This window comes from Lysinibacillus sp. FSL K6-0057 (assembly GCF_038630885.1).
GTDB classification, from domain to species: domain Bacteria; phylum Bacillota; class Bacilli; order Bacillales_A; family Planococcaceae; genus Lysinibacillus; species Lysinibacillus fusiformis_F.
This window is the reverse complement of sequence record NZ_CP152047.1, coordinates 368,188-382,884: the sequence shown is the minus strand read 5'-3', so window position 1 is coordinate 382,884 and position 14,697 is coordinate 368,188. Positions and strand designations below refer to the sequence as shown.

General features: G+C 35.6%; 17 protein-coding genes and 1 pseudogene. 7 read left to right on the top strand and 11 right to left on the bottom strand.

Going from position 1 to position 14,697, the window contains the following annotated elements; all coding sequences use genetic code 11:
* Positions 1-21: 21 nt before the first annotated feature.
* From ytxJ to MHB40_RS01800, 6 genes are all read right to left on the bottom strand, one after another.
* Entirely contained in the window at positions 22-366 is a 345-nt protein-coding gene (gene ytxJ / locus MHB40_RS01825) for a bacillithiol system redox-active protein YtxJ (RefSeq protein ID WP_342533775.1), read from the bottom strand.
* A 97-nt stretch (positions 367-463) separates the two neighbouring features.
* Positions 464-877 (bottom strand): VOC family protein, encoded by a 414-nt coding sequence (locus tag MHB40_RS01820; RefSeq protein WP_342442309.1) that lies wholly within the window; start codon positions 875-877, stop codon positions 464-466.
* Positions 878-946: 69 nt separating this feature from the next.
* Positions 947-1,585: a 3-oxoacid CoA-transferase subunit B gene (locus MHB40_RS01815; protein ID WP_342533774.1), complete on the bottom strand. Its 639-nt coding sequence runs from the start codon at positions 1,583-1,585 to the stop codon at positions 947-949.
* A complete protein-coding gene (locus MHB40_RS01810) occupies positions 1,585-2,292 on the bottom strand; it encodes a CoA transferase subunit A (protein ID WP_342533773.1) in 708 nt (235 codons plus the stop codon). The genes MHB40_RS01815 and MHB40_RS01810 overlap by 1 nt, the downstream gene beginning before the upstream one ends.
* A 95-nt stretch (positions 2,293-2,387) precedes the next feature.
* Complete coding sequence (locus MHB40_RS01805) at positions 2,388-3,284, bottom strand: LysR family transcriptional regulator (RefSeq protein ID WP_342533772.1); 897 nt, start codon at positions 3,282-3,284, stop codon at positions 2,388-2,390.
* Positions 3,285-3,629: 345 nt separating this feature from the next.
* Entirely contained in the window at positions 3,630-4,259 is a 630-nt protein-coding gene (locus tag MHB40_RS01800) for a LysE family translocator (protein WP_342533771.1), read from the bottom strand.
* A gap of 227 nt (positions 4,260-4,486) precedes the next feature.
* Between MHB40_RS01800 and MHB40_RS01795 the strand changes: the two genes are divergently transcribed.
* Positions 4,487-4,909: an SRPBCC domain-containing protein gene (locus MHB40_RS01795; protein ID WP_342442304.1), complete on the top strand. Its 423-nt coding sequence runs from the start codon at positions 4,487-4,489 to the stop codon at positions 4,907-4,909.
* Positions 4,909-5,229: a metalloregulator ArsR/SmtB family transcription factor gene (locus MHB40_RS01790; protein WP_342533770.1), complete on the top strand. Its 321-nt coding sequence runs from the start codon at positions 4,909-4,911 to the stop codon at positions 5,227-5,229. Before MHB40_RS01795 ends, MHB40_RS01790 begins: the two co-directional genes overlap by 1 nt.
* 39 nt (positions 5,230-5,268) lie before the next feature.
* On the opposite strand, the gene MHB40_RS01785 is transcribed toward MHB40_RS01790, so the two are convergent.
* The 5 genes from MHB40_RS01785 to MHB40_RS01765 all read right to left on the bottom strand — a co-directional run bounded on the left by MHB40_RS01785 (position 5,269) and on the right by MHB40_RS01765 (position 10,898).
* The gene (locus MHB40_RS01785) at positions 5,269-6,048 is read right to left on the bottom strand and encodes a YqhG family protein (RefSeq protein ID WP_342442302.1); all 780 of its coding nucleotides are present in this window, start codon (positions 6,046-6,048) and stop codon (positions 5,269-5,271) included.
* A 17-nt stretch (positions 6,049-6,065) separates the two neighbouring features.
* Positions 6,066-7,580 (bottom strand): SNF2-related protein, encoded by a 1,515-nt coding sequence (locus MHB40_RS01780; protein ID WP_342534740.1) that lies wholly within the window; start codon positions 7,578-7,580, stop codon positions 6,066-6,068.
* A gap of 105 nt (positions 7,581-7,685) precedes the next feature.
* Entirely contained in the window at positions 7,686-8,522 is an 837-nt protein-coding gene (locus tag MHB40_RS01775) for an AraC family transcriptional regulator (RefSeq protein WP_342533769.1), read from the bottom strand.
* A 61-nt stretch (positions 8,523-8,583) separates the two neighbouring features.
* Complete coding sequence (locus MHB40_RS01770) at positions 8,584-9,633, bottom strand: NAD(P)/FAD-dependent oxidoreductase (RefSeq protein WP_342533768.1); 1,050 nt, start codon at positions 9,631-9,633, stop codon at positions 8,584-8,586.
* Positions 9,634-9,896: 263 nt separating this feature from the next.
* Entirely contained in the window at positions 9,897-10,898 is a 1,002-nt protein-coding gene (locus tag MHB40_RS01765) for an iron-siderophore ABC transporter substrate-binding protein (protein ID WP_342533767.1), read from the bottom strand.
* A 218-nt stretch (positions 10,899-11,116) separates the two neighbouring features.
* Here MHB40_RS01765 and MHB40_RS01760 point away from each other — a divergent pair, with 218 nt between their 5' ends.
* From MHB40_RS01760 to MHB40_RS01740, 5 genes and pseudogenes are all read left to right on the top strand, one after another.
* Entirely contained in the window at positions 11,117-11,695 is a 579-nt protein-coding gene (locus tag MHB40_RS01760) for a dienelactone hydrolase family protein (protein ID WP_342442299.1), read from the top strand.
* Positions 11,696-11,706: 11 nt separating this feature from the next.
* A complete protein-coding gene (locus MHB40_RS01755) occupies positions 11,707-12,663 on the top strand; it encodes a LytTR family transcriptional regulator DNA-binding domain-containing protein (RefSeq protein ID WP_342533766.1) in 957 nt (318 codons plus the stop codon).
* Positions 12,664-12,809: 146 nt separating this feature from the next.
* On the top strand, positions 12,810-13,658 hold the full coding sequence (locus MHB40_RS01750; protein WP_342533765.1) for an ABC transporter ATP-binding protein: 849 nt from the start codon (positions 12,810-12,812) through the stop codon (positions 13,656-13,658).
* A complete protein-coding gene (locus MHB40_RS01745; protein ID WP_342533764.1) occupies positions 13,655-14,362 on the top strand; it encodes an ABC transporter permease in 708 nt (235 codons plus the stop codon). The genes MHB40_RS01750 and MHB40_RS01745 overlap by 4 nt, the downstream gene beginning before the upstream one ends.
* Before the next feature lie 62 nt (positions 14,363-14,424).
* Positions 14,425-14,673, top strand: a pseudogene (locus MHB40_RS01740) (hypothetical protein); the annotation flags it as partial.
* Between the last annotated feature and the right edge of the window lie 24 nt (positions 14,674-14,697).

Here is a 14,697-nt window from a genome sequence, read left to right as displayed (position 1 = left end):
CACTCAAAGATACCCCACAACCTATTGTGGCGTATCTTTTTTTACATACTGTTCTATAGCGGCTACTAAAAGAGGTTGCTTTATTTTATAGTGCGTTGCTTGCCAAATGCCTTTCTTACCCTGCAGGATTATTAGCTGTGGTGATTCGTGCTTCACTTGAAGATTACAGGCAATAGCATTGGAAACCACACGATCCATTTGTACGATGACAAGGTATTTAGGCAATTTCGTTTGTAATGCTTTGTATTCCTTTAATGCTGAAATACTACTTATACATGTCATGCTAATTTTTAATACAAGACAAGGTTTGAGCTTCGATTGCTCCAAAACCTCGCTCCAATTGTCCAATGTCATTATCCGTTGCATTTGGTAACCTCCTAAACATATTATATACTACATAGGGTATTTTAGGTCATAAAAAAACACGAGACTACATACATAGCTCGTGCTTCAAATTCTTTATTTAAATGCCTTCTGTATTCATGAATACGAGACGCCAGCCATCAGGGTCTTCAATAGTTACCCCCTTCTCAGCCCAATATGGATTTTCAGGCTCTACTTCGGGATAGCCCATGAGCGCAAGTCGTTCGGCAATATGGCGAATCATATCTCTGTTTGGGATATAAAGTACGAGAAGATTGTCCTTACTTGGTGCTGGACAAGGGCTACCGTCAATATGCTCTGTAAATTCTAAGTGGTAATTTGCATTTGGAAGACCAATCATTAGACCATCATAGCCACGATGTCCTGCAAAAGAGCCTATTTTCTTTAATCCGACACCTTCACAGTAAAACCGCTCTATTTCCTTTAGCTGATCGGTTGGTCTTGCCACACGCACCTGTGCGACTGCTAATTCATTTGTCCATTGTTGTTCCATCGTTATAAATCCCCTTTTAGCCTATTGTAAAATGAGACGATAGCGCTGGAAACAGTCCTAGGTCTGAAGTTATTGTACTAAAGCGACGCTAAACGAAGCAGCTGTTTTCTCCTTTACTTCATCTAAAGAAACACCTTCCGCTAACTCTATCAGTTGCATACCATCTTTCGTAAAATCAAATACAGCCAAATCTGTAATTAATCGATGCACGACACCTTTACCTGTTAGTGGAAGTTCACATTGTTTTTTAATTTTAGATTCCCCATTTTTATTCACATGCTCCATGACGACAATTACTCTTTTTGCTCCGACAACAAGGTCCATAGCACCGCCCATCCCCTTCACCATTTTCCCTGGAATCATCCAGTTCGCAAGGTCTCCTGTTTCAGATACCTCCATACCACCTAAAATGGCAAGGTCTATATGGCCACCTCGAATCATCGCAAATGATTCAGCGCTGTCAAAGAAGGATGCTCCTGGAACGACCGTAACCGTTTCCTTTCCCGCATTAATTAAATCAGGATCTACCATATCTTCAACTGGGTAAGGACCAATACCTAGAAGTCCGTTTTCAGATTGTAAGAGTACATCATAGTCGGCTGGGATTGCATTGGCAACAAGTGTTGGAATACCTATACCTAAATTGACATTCATGCCATTAGCTATTTCTTTTACTGCTCGGTTAACAATTTTTTGTCTTGTATCCATTATGCTTCCCCCTTTTTCACCGTCAAACGCTCAATACGCTTGTCATAATTTTCGCCTACTAATACACGTTGCACGAAAACTCCTGGTGTATGAATATGGTCTGGATCCAGTTCGCCTACCTCAACAATTTCTTCTACCTCGGCAATCGTAATTTTCCCAGCCATAGCAGCTAATGGATTAAAATTGCGTGATGTTTTTCTGTAGACTAAATTTCCTAGTTTATCGGCTTTCCATGCTTTAACTAGAGCAAAATCAGCAACAATTCCTTCTTCCAAAATATACTCTTTTCCATCAAAAACTTTCACTTCTTTTCCTTCAGCAATCGGCGTCCCAACGCCCGTAGCTGTGTAAAACCCAGGAATTCCCGCTCCACCTGCACGTAAACGCTCTGCAAGAGTTCCTTGCGGTGTCAATTCTACTTCTAGCTCACCACTTAAAAATTGTTGTTCAAAAATCTTATTTTCTCCTACATAGGAAGCAACCATTTTTTGTATTTGCTTGTTTGCTAATAGTAGACCCAATCCCCAGTCATCTACACCACAGTTGTTACTGACAACCGTTAAATCCTTTGTTCCCTGTTGCACTAATGCTGCGATTGATTTTTCGGGTATACCACATAGCCCAAAGCCGCCTACAGCTAATGTGTCACCACCCTTAATATCTGCAATTGCCTCTTCAAACGAACTCCATACTTTCCCATTCCCCATCTCGAAACCTCCCTAAATTGCTCACTTATTAAGGAAAATTCTACATCACCGCTATTTTATAAGTAAAGGAATTAATTAGAATACTACTTATTCCTTTATGGAATAAATTTACCTTTTCTATTCCCGCTAATCATTTCTAGTAACTGTTTTAATGCATAAGATTGATAGGTATTTTTCTTCGTAATAATCCCTAAACGCCAAGGCATTTCAAAATTATGTAACGGAATAATTTTCACATTGGCATTTGTTTGCTTGGCAGCAATTGAATGTGGTAACAATGTAACCCCTAAATTGGAGGACACTAATTCCACAATCAAGTCCCATTGTGAACTTTTATAGCCGACTGTAGGTGTAAAACCTACGCTTTCACAGGATTTAATTATATAGTCGTGAAGCGTAAACTCCTCTGCAAAGATAATAAACGTTTCATTCTTTAAATCTTGCAAAGCTATTGATTCCCTGTTTGCATAGGGGTGAGACTCATTCATAAAGACAAAAAACTGATCTTCTATAAACGGTTGAACAGTAAACTTCCTTTCATCTATTGGTAATACGACGATGCCCATATCCACATCGCCATTTTCAACTAGCAGTTCCACCATCTTTGCACCGCGTTCAACAAGCGCTAAATGCACTTCTGGATAGAGTTGATGAAATCCTCTAGCAATCTCAGGGAAAAATAGTGTTCCAATTAAAGGTGGGATACCTAACTTGATAGTGCCTGTTTTAATATTTAATAAATCATCCAGCAAAATATGCAATTCTTGTACAGCATGTATTATTTTTTGACCTTGTTTATAGACAACACTGCCCGCATCAGTTAACTCTACAGTACGCGTAGATCTATTCAACAGTTCAACTTTTAATGATTCTTCTAATTTTTTGATGCTTTTGCTTAGTGAAGGCTGAGATACAAAGGAATCATTTGCAGCCTTTGTAAAACTCCTATGTTCAACAACAGCCATAAAGGCTTTTAAATCCCTTAATTCCATCACTATCTACTCCATTTATTCGTATTTGTTATGAAAATATCTAAAAGCAATACCCTTTAGTAATAAATTCTCCACATTCCTTTTTAATCCTTTGCAATTGAACTTCAGAGTTTTTGAGAGTTATATGTCATACAATCAATTATTTATATTGTAATAATTTACTAAATATCGGAGTAGAGCCAGCGTCACTCCTAGGCGATTTAGCGTCACAGAGAAGACCTTAGAGTGAAGGCTGGTGGAACGGAAATCAACCTCTCTCCTATCAAAATTGCTTTTCTGCCGTTGACATCACCTTTTTTCAACAACATGAAAATACACCACCTTAAAAAGTGGTGTATTTTATACTTAGTGTGCTTTTTCTAACGCTAACTTAATGCCAAATGCAATTAATATTGCACCTGTTAATCCTTCAATTACTGCCTTAGTTGATGGCTTTTTCATAAATGCGCTAATTCGATCTAAAAGGTACACATAGAAGATAAACCATAGCATTGTTAATGCTGTATAAATGAGACCCATGATTAAAAAAGGGAAAAATGCTCCACTATTTCCATCTACAAATTGAGGGAGAAATGTTAGGAAAAATACTGCGACCTTTGGATTTGTCACATTTGTGAGAAATCCCTGTTTAAAGCAAGATTGTTGAGAATATTTGTGTTCTATACTTGCTTCATCTTGTACAACTGGAGATTGTGTTCGAAGTGTCCACAAGGTTTTGATACCTAAATAACATAAATAAACCGCACCCACATATTTTAGAACAGCGAATATATAGGCAGATTTCACAATAATCGCCGAAAGTCCAATAACAGCCGCACAAGTATGAATTAATAAACCGCAGCAAGAACCTAGGATTGTTTGTAAACCGCCCTTTCTGCTTATAGTCAGCGTGTTCTTTGTAGCAATCGCTGTATCAGGACCAGGTAAAATAATAAGTAAAATGCACATAACTAAGAACACAGATATATTAACCATATTACGCCCCTCTTTCTGTCAGAAAATTATAAAAGTAATTGTAACATACGTAAAGACTAACAGAAAGATACAAATTGTTTTCATTGACATATAACCATAAGGTGTTATATATTCGTAACACCTTATGGTTATATTTTCTGTCTACTCCTCTGCTATAGTGGACTCGAATAACGTTGAACACCATTACGCCAAGGTATCACTCATCAATCAAAAAGGAGTAATAGAACATGACTGAAAAATTACAGGATATTGTCAAAACAATTACATTGGATGCCCCTATCGAAAAAGTTTGGGAGACTGTCGCTACGGCTGACAAAATTGCTTCTTGGTTTATGCCAAATGATTTTCAACCGATTGAAGGCCACGAATTCACAATTCAATCACCGTTTGGCCCATCACCCTGTAAGGTAGAACGTGTAGATGCACCGCACTTTCTGCGATTTGCTTGGGATCAAGATGGCTGGTTCGTAACTTTTGAGCTAAAAGAAGTAGGCGAGCAAACTGAATTTACTTTAACACATGGTGGCTGGAAGGAAGCTTCACATATTATTCCTAAAGCAAACACTGCCACTGAAGCCGTACGTACTAATATGGATGGCGGCTGGACAATGATTATTAATCATAAATTAAAAGAGGCTGCTGAATCCTAATGACACAACCAGCTATAAAGTATGATGTTTTTCAAGCAATTGCTGATCCGACAAGAAGAAATGTTTTACAACTCCTTGCAGCAAGTGATAGACCCATTTCCAATATTTCTGAGCATTTTGAAATTAGTCGAACGGCTGTTGTAAAGCACTTAAAAATATTGGAACAAGCGGAGCTGATCTCTGCTCAAAAAAAAGGGCGCGAAAAAATCTATACGTTGCATAGTGAGCGCCTTAAGGAGATTGAAGACTGGCTCCAATACTTCCATTTATTTTGGGACAATAAATTGGCTCGGCTTCAAAGCATGGTTGAAGATCATTAAAGCAAGAAGGAGCTGTCTTTTTATCAGACAGCTCCTCATTTAAAAGAGATAAAATAATCCCCCATTAATGACTTCAATTTTAATTTTTGCTTCATATTGCTCTTCTAATGCTTTTCTTTCAATTTCATAACATTCTGGTTTATCCTCTACATCTTCATAAAAATAATCTAATACACGTTGATCACGTTGCCATCGTTTTTGTGCTTCCGTTGCCCACGAATGATCATCCTGCTCAATAATTGACTCAATTGTTGCCTTTAATCTTTCAATTGCTCGGGCAGGTTTAATAATATATTGCACATGAAATACATTCTCTTCGGGTTCTGTGTCAAAGTCCGATGAACAAATCGTTTCATGAAAATCTTCCTTGATAACACCAGTTAATAAATTGATGCCAAATGAGTAAAGCATTTCTTTTGTACGATCACAGCAATAAGAAACTTTAAAGTTGACACCTAACCAAGGCGTTAAAATAACCTGCCCCATATCACGATCAACCTTTTCAAATAATTGAACAAATGCGCCTAGTTCTCTTGTAGCTAAAAATACCTGATTTAAACGAGGTGAGCCGTAATGAATAGCTTCTCCAAATATGTTTCCAACCATTGCTGTTTGATTTGTAATGAAGGTTACTTGAGCCGGGTTTGGCTCACTATTTGTCGCTTCAACGTATTGCCAATAAAATGGCCTATTCATAATTCTTTTATCTATGTCTACCGTTAATTGAACGGTTAGATAATGAGCCTCTTCTCCTAAAATTGCACAGTCATTTTCCATAAAAAATTCCTTTAAATAATGGTGAACTTGTTGCGGATACATAGCTGCACCTCCCTACCTTATACAGATTCTTTAAAGTTCGTTAAAATGGCATCTAAATCGCCAACCACCTTCTCAAACACATCAATTTTTGTATGAAGTAATTCCAGGATTTTTTCTTCAATCGTATGTTCAATGGCAAGATTATAAATATGGACATCATGTTCTTGTCCCAAACGATGGACACGGCCAATACGTTGCTCTAGCTTCATTGGATTCCATGGTAGATCATAGTTGATTACATGATGACAAAATTGAAGATTTATCCCCTCTCCACCTGCCTCGGTAGCGATGAGTACCTGTGCTCTTTCTTTAAATAGGTGCTTCATATAATCTCGTTTACTTTTATTAAACTTACCATTAAATAGCACACTTGAAATGCCATTAGAATGTAAGTACCATTGCAAATAGATTTGCGTAGCACGATATTCTGTGAAAATAATAACCTTGTCATTTGCTTGTTTAACAATTTCCAATGTCTTTTCTGCCTTTGAATTCACTTCCAAGGTCATTAATTTAGTTATAATCGCTTCAATTTCTTGTGGTTGTACATGATCATCCAGCATATTCGTTAATGTTAATGCTGTGGCTTCCTTGCTACTGCACATTTCTTTTTGCAACGTAATTAAGGAAAATGACCCTGTGTTTTCAAGGTTTCCAAGCATTTCATAAACTTCTCTTTCTTCGTCCGTAAATGTAATCGGTACAATTTGGACACAACGATTTGTCCATTCAATCCCTGTATCTTCTCGACGATTTCTTACCATTACCTGGTTGACCAATTCTTTTAAATAATCATCATGTTCTAAATCATGCTTACTAGCAGAGAAGGCCGATTGGAAGGTATCATAGTTACCTAGATGCCCAGGCTTTAATAAGGAGATTAAATAATACAATTCAAAGACATCGTTTTGAATAGGTGTGGCCGTTAATAGTAAGCAGAACTTTTTCTTTAAGCCTTGTACAAACTCATAAATTTGTGTTTTATTATTTTTTAACTTATGTGCCTCATCAATAATAATCATGTCATAATCCTGCTCATAAATGCGCTCTCTATGTGGACTCTTTTTAGCCGTATCCATACTCATAATGAGGACATCATAGCGCTCTATCGGACAATTTTTTTTATATGCAACGGCAGGAATATGAAATTTTATATTTAACTCTTCAATCCACTGATTTATTAGAGAAGCTGGAGCCAAAATCAATGCTCTTTTCACAAGGCCTCGAATAAGGTATTCCTTTAAGATTAGCCCTGCTTCAATCGTTTTACCTAGTCCTACTTCATCGGCTAAAATAGCTTTTCCATTCATACGTTCAATAACTGTTTCAGCTGCTTGTAGCTGGTGCGCCAAAGGTTGTAAATTAGGTAAATACTTCGTAGCCTGCAATCCTGTAAAATCAGGTATTAATTTCATTTTCACAATATCATAGTTCATCTTATACAATGTCCAGCTATGCCAGTTTTCAAGATGATTTAATCTGTTGATAAAGCCTTCTTCCCACTCGGACGACCTTTCTATTTTCATGATCATCACCTCATGTCATTTTTTCTATCTTAGGATGTCCAAAAAAGGAAAAGCTATGTTCTTTCTATACGAAAAACACCTAATGAAAGTTATTTTTCCACTAGGTGTTTGTTAATTCATATATTTACGGAACAGACTTGGCGATAACCCTGTGATTTTTTTAAATACACGACTAAAATAAAAATAGTCTGTATAGCCCACTTTTTCTGCAATTTCTTTAACAGATAAATGGGAAGTTCTCAGTAAAATTTTAGATTTTTGAATACGCAAATCAGTGAGATAAACATTTGGACTAACACCCATTTTTTTCTCAAATAGATAGGCCAGTTTTCTTCGTTCCATATTAAAATGTTTTGCGATATCCATGACAGTCATATTCTTTGTATAATTTTCTTGTATATACTCCATAATTAACGTTATGTTTTCTTTTTTATATTGATAGTCCATCATTTTAATGGTTAAAAGCATTTCCTCTAAAATGTTTAAAAAAAGAGCCTTAGATTGAAGAAAAGATAAATGACTACGCATAAGATAATTTTGTATTAATTGCTGCAGCATATTCATTAATTTGATTTGTTCTCCTACCTGTAAAGTAAAGTGACGATTATAGAGAGGGAACTTTGCATTATCTCCTTCTGCTAGTTGAAAATGAATGACTGCATACTCGAATTTAGTATCGCTCGCAATTATACGATGTATAGGTAAATTGGGACCCACATGGACAATCTGCCCTTTTTCTAAGCGGTAATTTTCACCTTCAATTTGTACATCAGCTACTCCCTTGATCGGAAAAATTAAACCTGCTGCGTTGGTCATCGTCTTGTAATTCCTAACAACTGTTTCGGAAGAAATCTTCTCCGTAATGACATCTATAAATGTTAATGGAGCAGTTGTATAGAATTCTATTATTTCTTGTGTGTCTATGTTGAACGCCTCCCTTCTTTTCATATTGTTACATCAAGACAAAAAGAAAGGAACACTAATAATACATTAGTGCTCCTAAAATCGATTATTTTAAACTTTCCTGTAATAGCTTACGATTACGTTGTTTGAAAATATCATTATGGGAGGAAACGATACCGCCCTCAGAAGCATCAGGTTGAATATACTTCTTCGCACTATTCACTGCATGAAGTGCATCATGAAATGCTGCTGCAATTAAATGAATTTTACCATCATGGCTCAAAATATCACCAGCAGCATAAAGGCCTGGAATGGATGATTCACTATTAATCGTACCAGCAATAAAATAATCATTTTTGCGCTCAATGGCTAACGGACTATTATCTAACAATTCTTTATCACGTACATATCCATGACTGATGACCACTTCATCAATAGGAATTTCCGTTACAGTACCTGTTTCATGATTTGTTAAAGCAATTGCTTTAATCATTCCGGCTTGATCGTCTGCAATCAGCTTCGTAATTTCAGAATTGAAATGGCATTCAATCGAACTATTTGTAAGCTCTGTAATTTGAGCCTCGTGTGCAGACAAAGTATCTTTTCGATAGGTTAAATAGACCTTGGATGCTATCTCCATTAATTCTAATGCCCAGTCTACCGCTGTATTACCACCACCTGAAATAATAACTGCCTTATCCTTAAATTTTTCATAGGATTTAATTGTGTAATTTAAATTAGATACTTCAAAGCGTTCAGCGCCCTCAATCTCAATTTTTTGAGGATTTAGGATGCCACCACCAATAGCAACGATAACCGTTTTGGAATAATGAATATTTCCTGACTCCGCTGCGATGACAAAAATACCATCTTCATTTTTAGCAATGGACAGCACTTTTTCATTTGTATATATAGAAGGATTAAAGGTTAAGGCTTGCTCAACTAATTGTTTAATTAGTTGTCCCCCTGAAATAGGCGTTACACCACCAACATCCCAAATCATTTTCTCTGGATAAACATGAATTTTACCGCCTAGCTGTGGCTGTGATTCAATTAGCTTGGTTTTCATTTCACGTAAACCACAATAAAAGCTAGAATATAAACCTGCTGGTCCACCACCAATAATGGTTACATCATACAATTCTTGTTCTAACAATACTTAACACACCTTTCTTTTTGTCATTACCTATCTAAACAATTGGACTAATACTGCATGACAGCCCTACTGTATATTTCTACTTGTATAAATTACTTTGAACTTCCTCCTTAATACCATTATACGATAATGATAATCATTATCAAACGAAATTATTACAAAACATGATAATAATACATATTCCGTCACCATTTATTAACATTCTTCTTTATAAAGGAAGAAATAGTATGCATTAGGCATACTATTTCATTTTTAGCATAATCTTATTTATCTTTTAATAAATCTACAACTATATCTATTCCATACATGGTTGCAATTGGGGCATCCTGTGCAAATAAGGAACGATCCACAATATAAACATTTTTATTTTTCACTGCATTGATGTTATTCCAAACTGCACTCTCTTCATAGGATTTTAAAAATTCCTCTTCACTCATGGTAATACCACTCTTATCAAGGAAAATAAATAAGTGATCTGGGTTTAAGACCGACATCCCCTCCATACTTACTTCCTTTGTTATATCTTCTGGGTAATTTTCTGGAACTTTAATACCTAAACCATGTTCAGGATTCGTTGGCGCAATATTTTTACCATATATCCAAAACCCTTCTTTCGTATTTACAGATGTAAAAACTACTGTTTCTCCTTTGGCTGTAAAATTCTTTAAAGCTTCACGGCCGTCTGTAATTTTTTCGCTGACTTCTTCTAATAGCGCCTTTCCTTGTTCCTCTTTCCCTAATACCTTTGAAATTTCTGTCACGGCTAACTCTTGATCAGTAGACATCGCTCTTTGATTTAAATATACAACAGGTGCTATTGCTGATAATTGGTCATATAGCTGATCATGCACACCTGAAGCAGCCAAAATTAAATCCGGTTTTAGTTCTACTATTTTTTCAAGACTTGGACTTCTAACATCACCAATATCTTTAAATTTTTGTTCTTTCACAAAAGATTGATAGGATTCCCATAAATTAAACATAGTATCAGCATTTGCAATACCTACTGGCTTCGTATCTAATGCTAATAAAACATCTGGGTATAATACATGCATCAAAGAAATAACACGCTTCGGCTCTTTCTCAATGATTACTTCTTTTCCTAGAGCATCTGTATATGTCAGAGGATAAATGGAAGGTTCCCCCTTCATCTCCTCTTTTTCTTTTTCGGGTTGATTCGCTACTTTCACTTCGGCATTATTACATGCTACTAGCAACACTGATAGTAACAAAGTGAATAACACCATTATCCATGGCTTCTTCATTGTATATCCTCCTTTAGTTTTCCAATGCAATAATGAGAATCATTATCAAAAAGATAATAACAAATCCGTTTTTCGGAGTACATATAATACCCGATGAACAAATTTGTGTTTTTTTGTGCATAAACGTAAAAATGTCCATCGTTGCACTTTTTGAAAGCTAAATATACGTTATACTTACTTTTTGATACACTATTGGAAAAAAGATAATAGAGGTCGTAATGAAAAGAAAAGTTTTTATATTACATGAAATCTATGGGGTTAATCATTTTATTGAAGAACAGGTGCAAGTATATTGTGATGAAGACACTACCGTTTCCCTTATTTCACTCTATCCTGAGGGACTTTCCTTTCCATATGAACAGGAAAAACAAGCCTATGATTTTTTCGTACAGACAGTTGGCTTCGATGCTCCTCTTGAGTTCCTTTCACAAAAATTATTGGAGGCTTGTGAAAATTACGATGAGGTAATATTAATTGGCTATAGTGTAGGTGCAACTTTAGCCTGGCGATTAATTACACTCCCCCTACACCGTGTCATTTGTGTATATGGATCACGGATCCGTCAATACCTTGATAACATACCATCTTGCCCAACTTTGGTCATTTTACCTAGCCATGAAAGTAGCTTTGATGTTCAATTATTAAAGAAGGCACTTGCTAGCATACCGAATGTTCAGATCAAACAATACCCAGGCTTACATGGCTTTATGGATGCCTCTAACTCAAACTATTGTCAAATGAGCCACTCACAAGCACACACTGATATCAAATACTTTTTACAAGCTGGCAAAATTTAGGAGGAATGAACGTGGAACAAAATATTGATATTCAGGTTGATCCATATATTGAAGCTGGCAATGTTATTTATCCAAGCTTTCATCTTTCTCTACAACCTGGCACGATTATCGGCATCTACACAGACGTTTCCAAAATACATACTTTAATGCAATGGTTTATGAAACAAAATGATACTAGTACTTATTTTCGTGAAAGTGCATTATATGAACGACTCACAGCTCGCGAGTACATCCAGTTCTTTTTGAAACTTTTTAATCGCCCAACTAATGAAACAGAGAATTTATTGAAGCTTTTTAAGCTTACTGAACAAAAAAACAATAGAATTAGTAAGCTTTCTAATAGTGAAAAGCAGCGATTAAAATTATTGAATACGTACCTACATCCGGCATCTATTCAAATTTTAGAAGAACCCTTTCAAAATATAGATGAATTTTCGAAACAAACTGTCCAACAGTTATTAAAAAATCTTGTGAAAGAGCATAAAATTATCATTTTATTATCAAATAATCTAGAAGATTTAATGGTTGCAAGTACATCTATACATCGATTAGATGGAACTGACTTACATGCTTTAGACATAAAAGAGGTTGACATAGAGCAAACGCCTCAGCCCCTTAAAAATACACCCGTTCGACTGGATAAAATCCCAACAAAGAAAAATGATAAGATTATTTTATTTAATCCACCAGAAATTGATTATATTGAAAGTGTTGAAGGAGAAGTATCTATTTATGTAGCGGGTGAAGCATACCCGTGTACTCTATCACTAAATGAACTAGAACAAAAATTGACACCATTCGGCTTTTTTAGAAGTCATCGTTCTTATATTGTTAACCTACAAAAGGTTCGAGAGATCATTACTTGGACACGTAATAGCTATAGCCTAGCACTCAACAGTACAGAAAAAACTGTGGTTCCACTGTCGAAAAATAAACTTGCAAATTTAAAGGAAATACTCGGAATTTAGTAGATTTCCCAGGAAATAAACGACTCCTGTCACCTTCGATATTGTTCTTCCTATGCTCAATTTTCTGCTGTTCACCCACTTTTTACTGTGTTCCTTTTGCTTGTTATTTATAGTGTAGATATCAACAACAAACAGGAGGTTTACACATGAATGCAGTGATTGATGTACAAAACTTGAAAAAGACATTTAATAATGAAACAGCATTACAGGATGTTTCTTTTATGATTAAGAAAGGGGAAATATTCGGCTTTCTAGGGCCCAGTGGTTCTGGTAAAACAACTACTATTAAAATATTAACGGCACAAACAGATAAATCGGCAGGCAATGTTCTGTTATTTGGGCAACCAGCTTCTGAAATGAAGAAAAGTCAAAATCGTAAACGTTTTGGTATTTTAACAGATAATAGTGGCTTGTATACAAGACTAACTATTGAAGAGAATTTATTACTTTATAGTAATTTATATCAGCTATCTCACTCTGCTGTAAAAGAAGCTTTGGACTTTGTAAACTTATATACAGAACGTAAAAAGAAAATCAGTCAGCTTTCAAAGGGAATGATTCAACGTGTCACACTTGCTCGTGCAATTATGCATAAGCCCGAATTATTATTTTTAGATGAACCTACTTCTGCTTTGGACCCTGTGAATACCCAGCATATTTATAATGGCTTACGAAGATTAAATGACATGGGTACGACGATTTTTTTAACTACTCATGATATGAGCGAAGCAGAGATACTTTGTGACCGTGTAGCCTTCCTTCATAGGGGAAAAATTCGAGCAATAGGTGCACCAAAGGACTTGAAAAAGGAATTTGGCACTGATTCCATAACAGTTGAACTCAAAAATGGTATGCAAGAGATTATTCAAAACGGTGCACAAGATGCAGAGAAGCTGTATCAATGGATGCATTCCAATGAAGTGACAAGAATTAATACAAACGAGCCGACATTGGGTGATATTTTTATGCAAATAACAGGGAGTGATTTGGTATGAACATTTCAATGACACGTATTCAAGCAATATTAGTGAAGGATTATAAGGAATTTTCTCGTAACTATGCCGTATCAACGATGATACTTCTGCCTCTAATTTTGGCTTTTTTATACAACAAAACAGGCGCGTCTACTATCAATGCTTATTTCCTACCCATCAATATAACGTTTTCTATGGTAACAACTTATATACAATGCTGTTTAATCGCAGAGGAAAAAGAAAAAAATACTTTACGTAGCCTTATGCTTTCCCCTGCTTCACTTGGAGATATTCTAATTGGTAAAAGTTTATTTGTTCTCATCGTGACCGTTGTTGTACTGGCACTGTCTATCTTTCTAGTTGGATATACACCTGCCAATCTAGCTATCTTATCTGTAGCACTACTATTATCTACTGTATTCTATATTGCACTTGGAACAATATGTGGATTATTTGCTAAGTCTATTATGGAAGGCTCAATAATTGTTTTACCTGTAATCTTTCTTTTCTCATTCGGTCCTTTTGCCCTGACTTTTGCATCTACTTACCCTATTTTAAAAATAGCGGAGTGGCTACCTAGCTCTCAATTATTACTTTTAGCAGAGGCATTAGAAGGGAAGTACTCCATGACAGATATAATCATTCCAATGGTAACGTTTATAGTATGGTCCCTTATTTCTTGGTTCATCGCAGCAATTATTTATAAAAAAAGGATGGTCGATTAAATTATTACAGGTAAGAAACCATACCAAAACTTATTAAATGAAACTATAATAGAGGTATAATTATATGGTTAATATTAGGTCTTATTGAAATAGTAGCAACTTTAATAAATCTTTATATGTATACCACAGGTAAAAATTATAAATTTGCGATGGCAATGGGGTTATCATTTACAGCATTCCGTGGGTATAATTGGAAGATTGGGCAGCTTTAGAAGATGTAGTACCTTGTATGGAAAGAGCATTATAGTTTTTTCACAAATTTTTCTAACTTACTAAATATAGCACCTATACCTTTAGAACTAAATAATAAAAATAATTTCTTATTCGGGTTCATA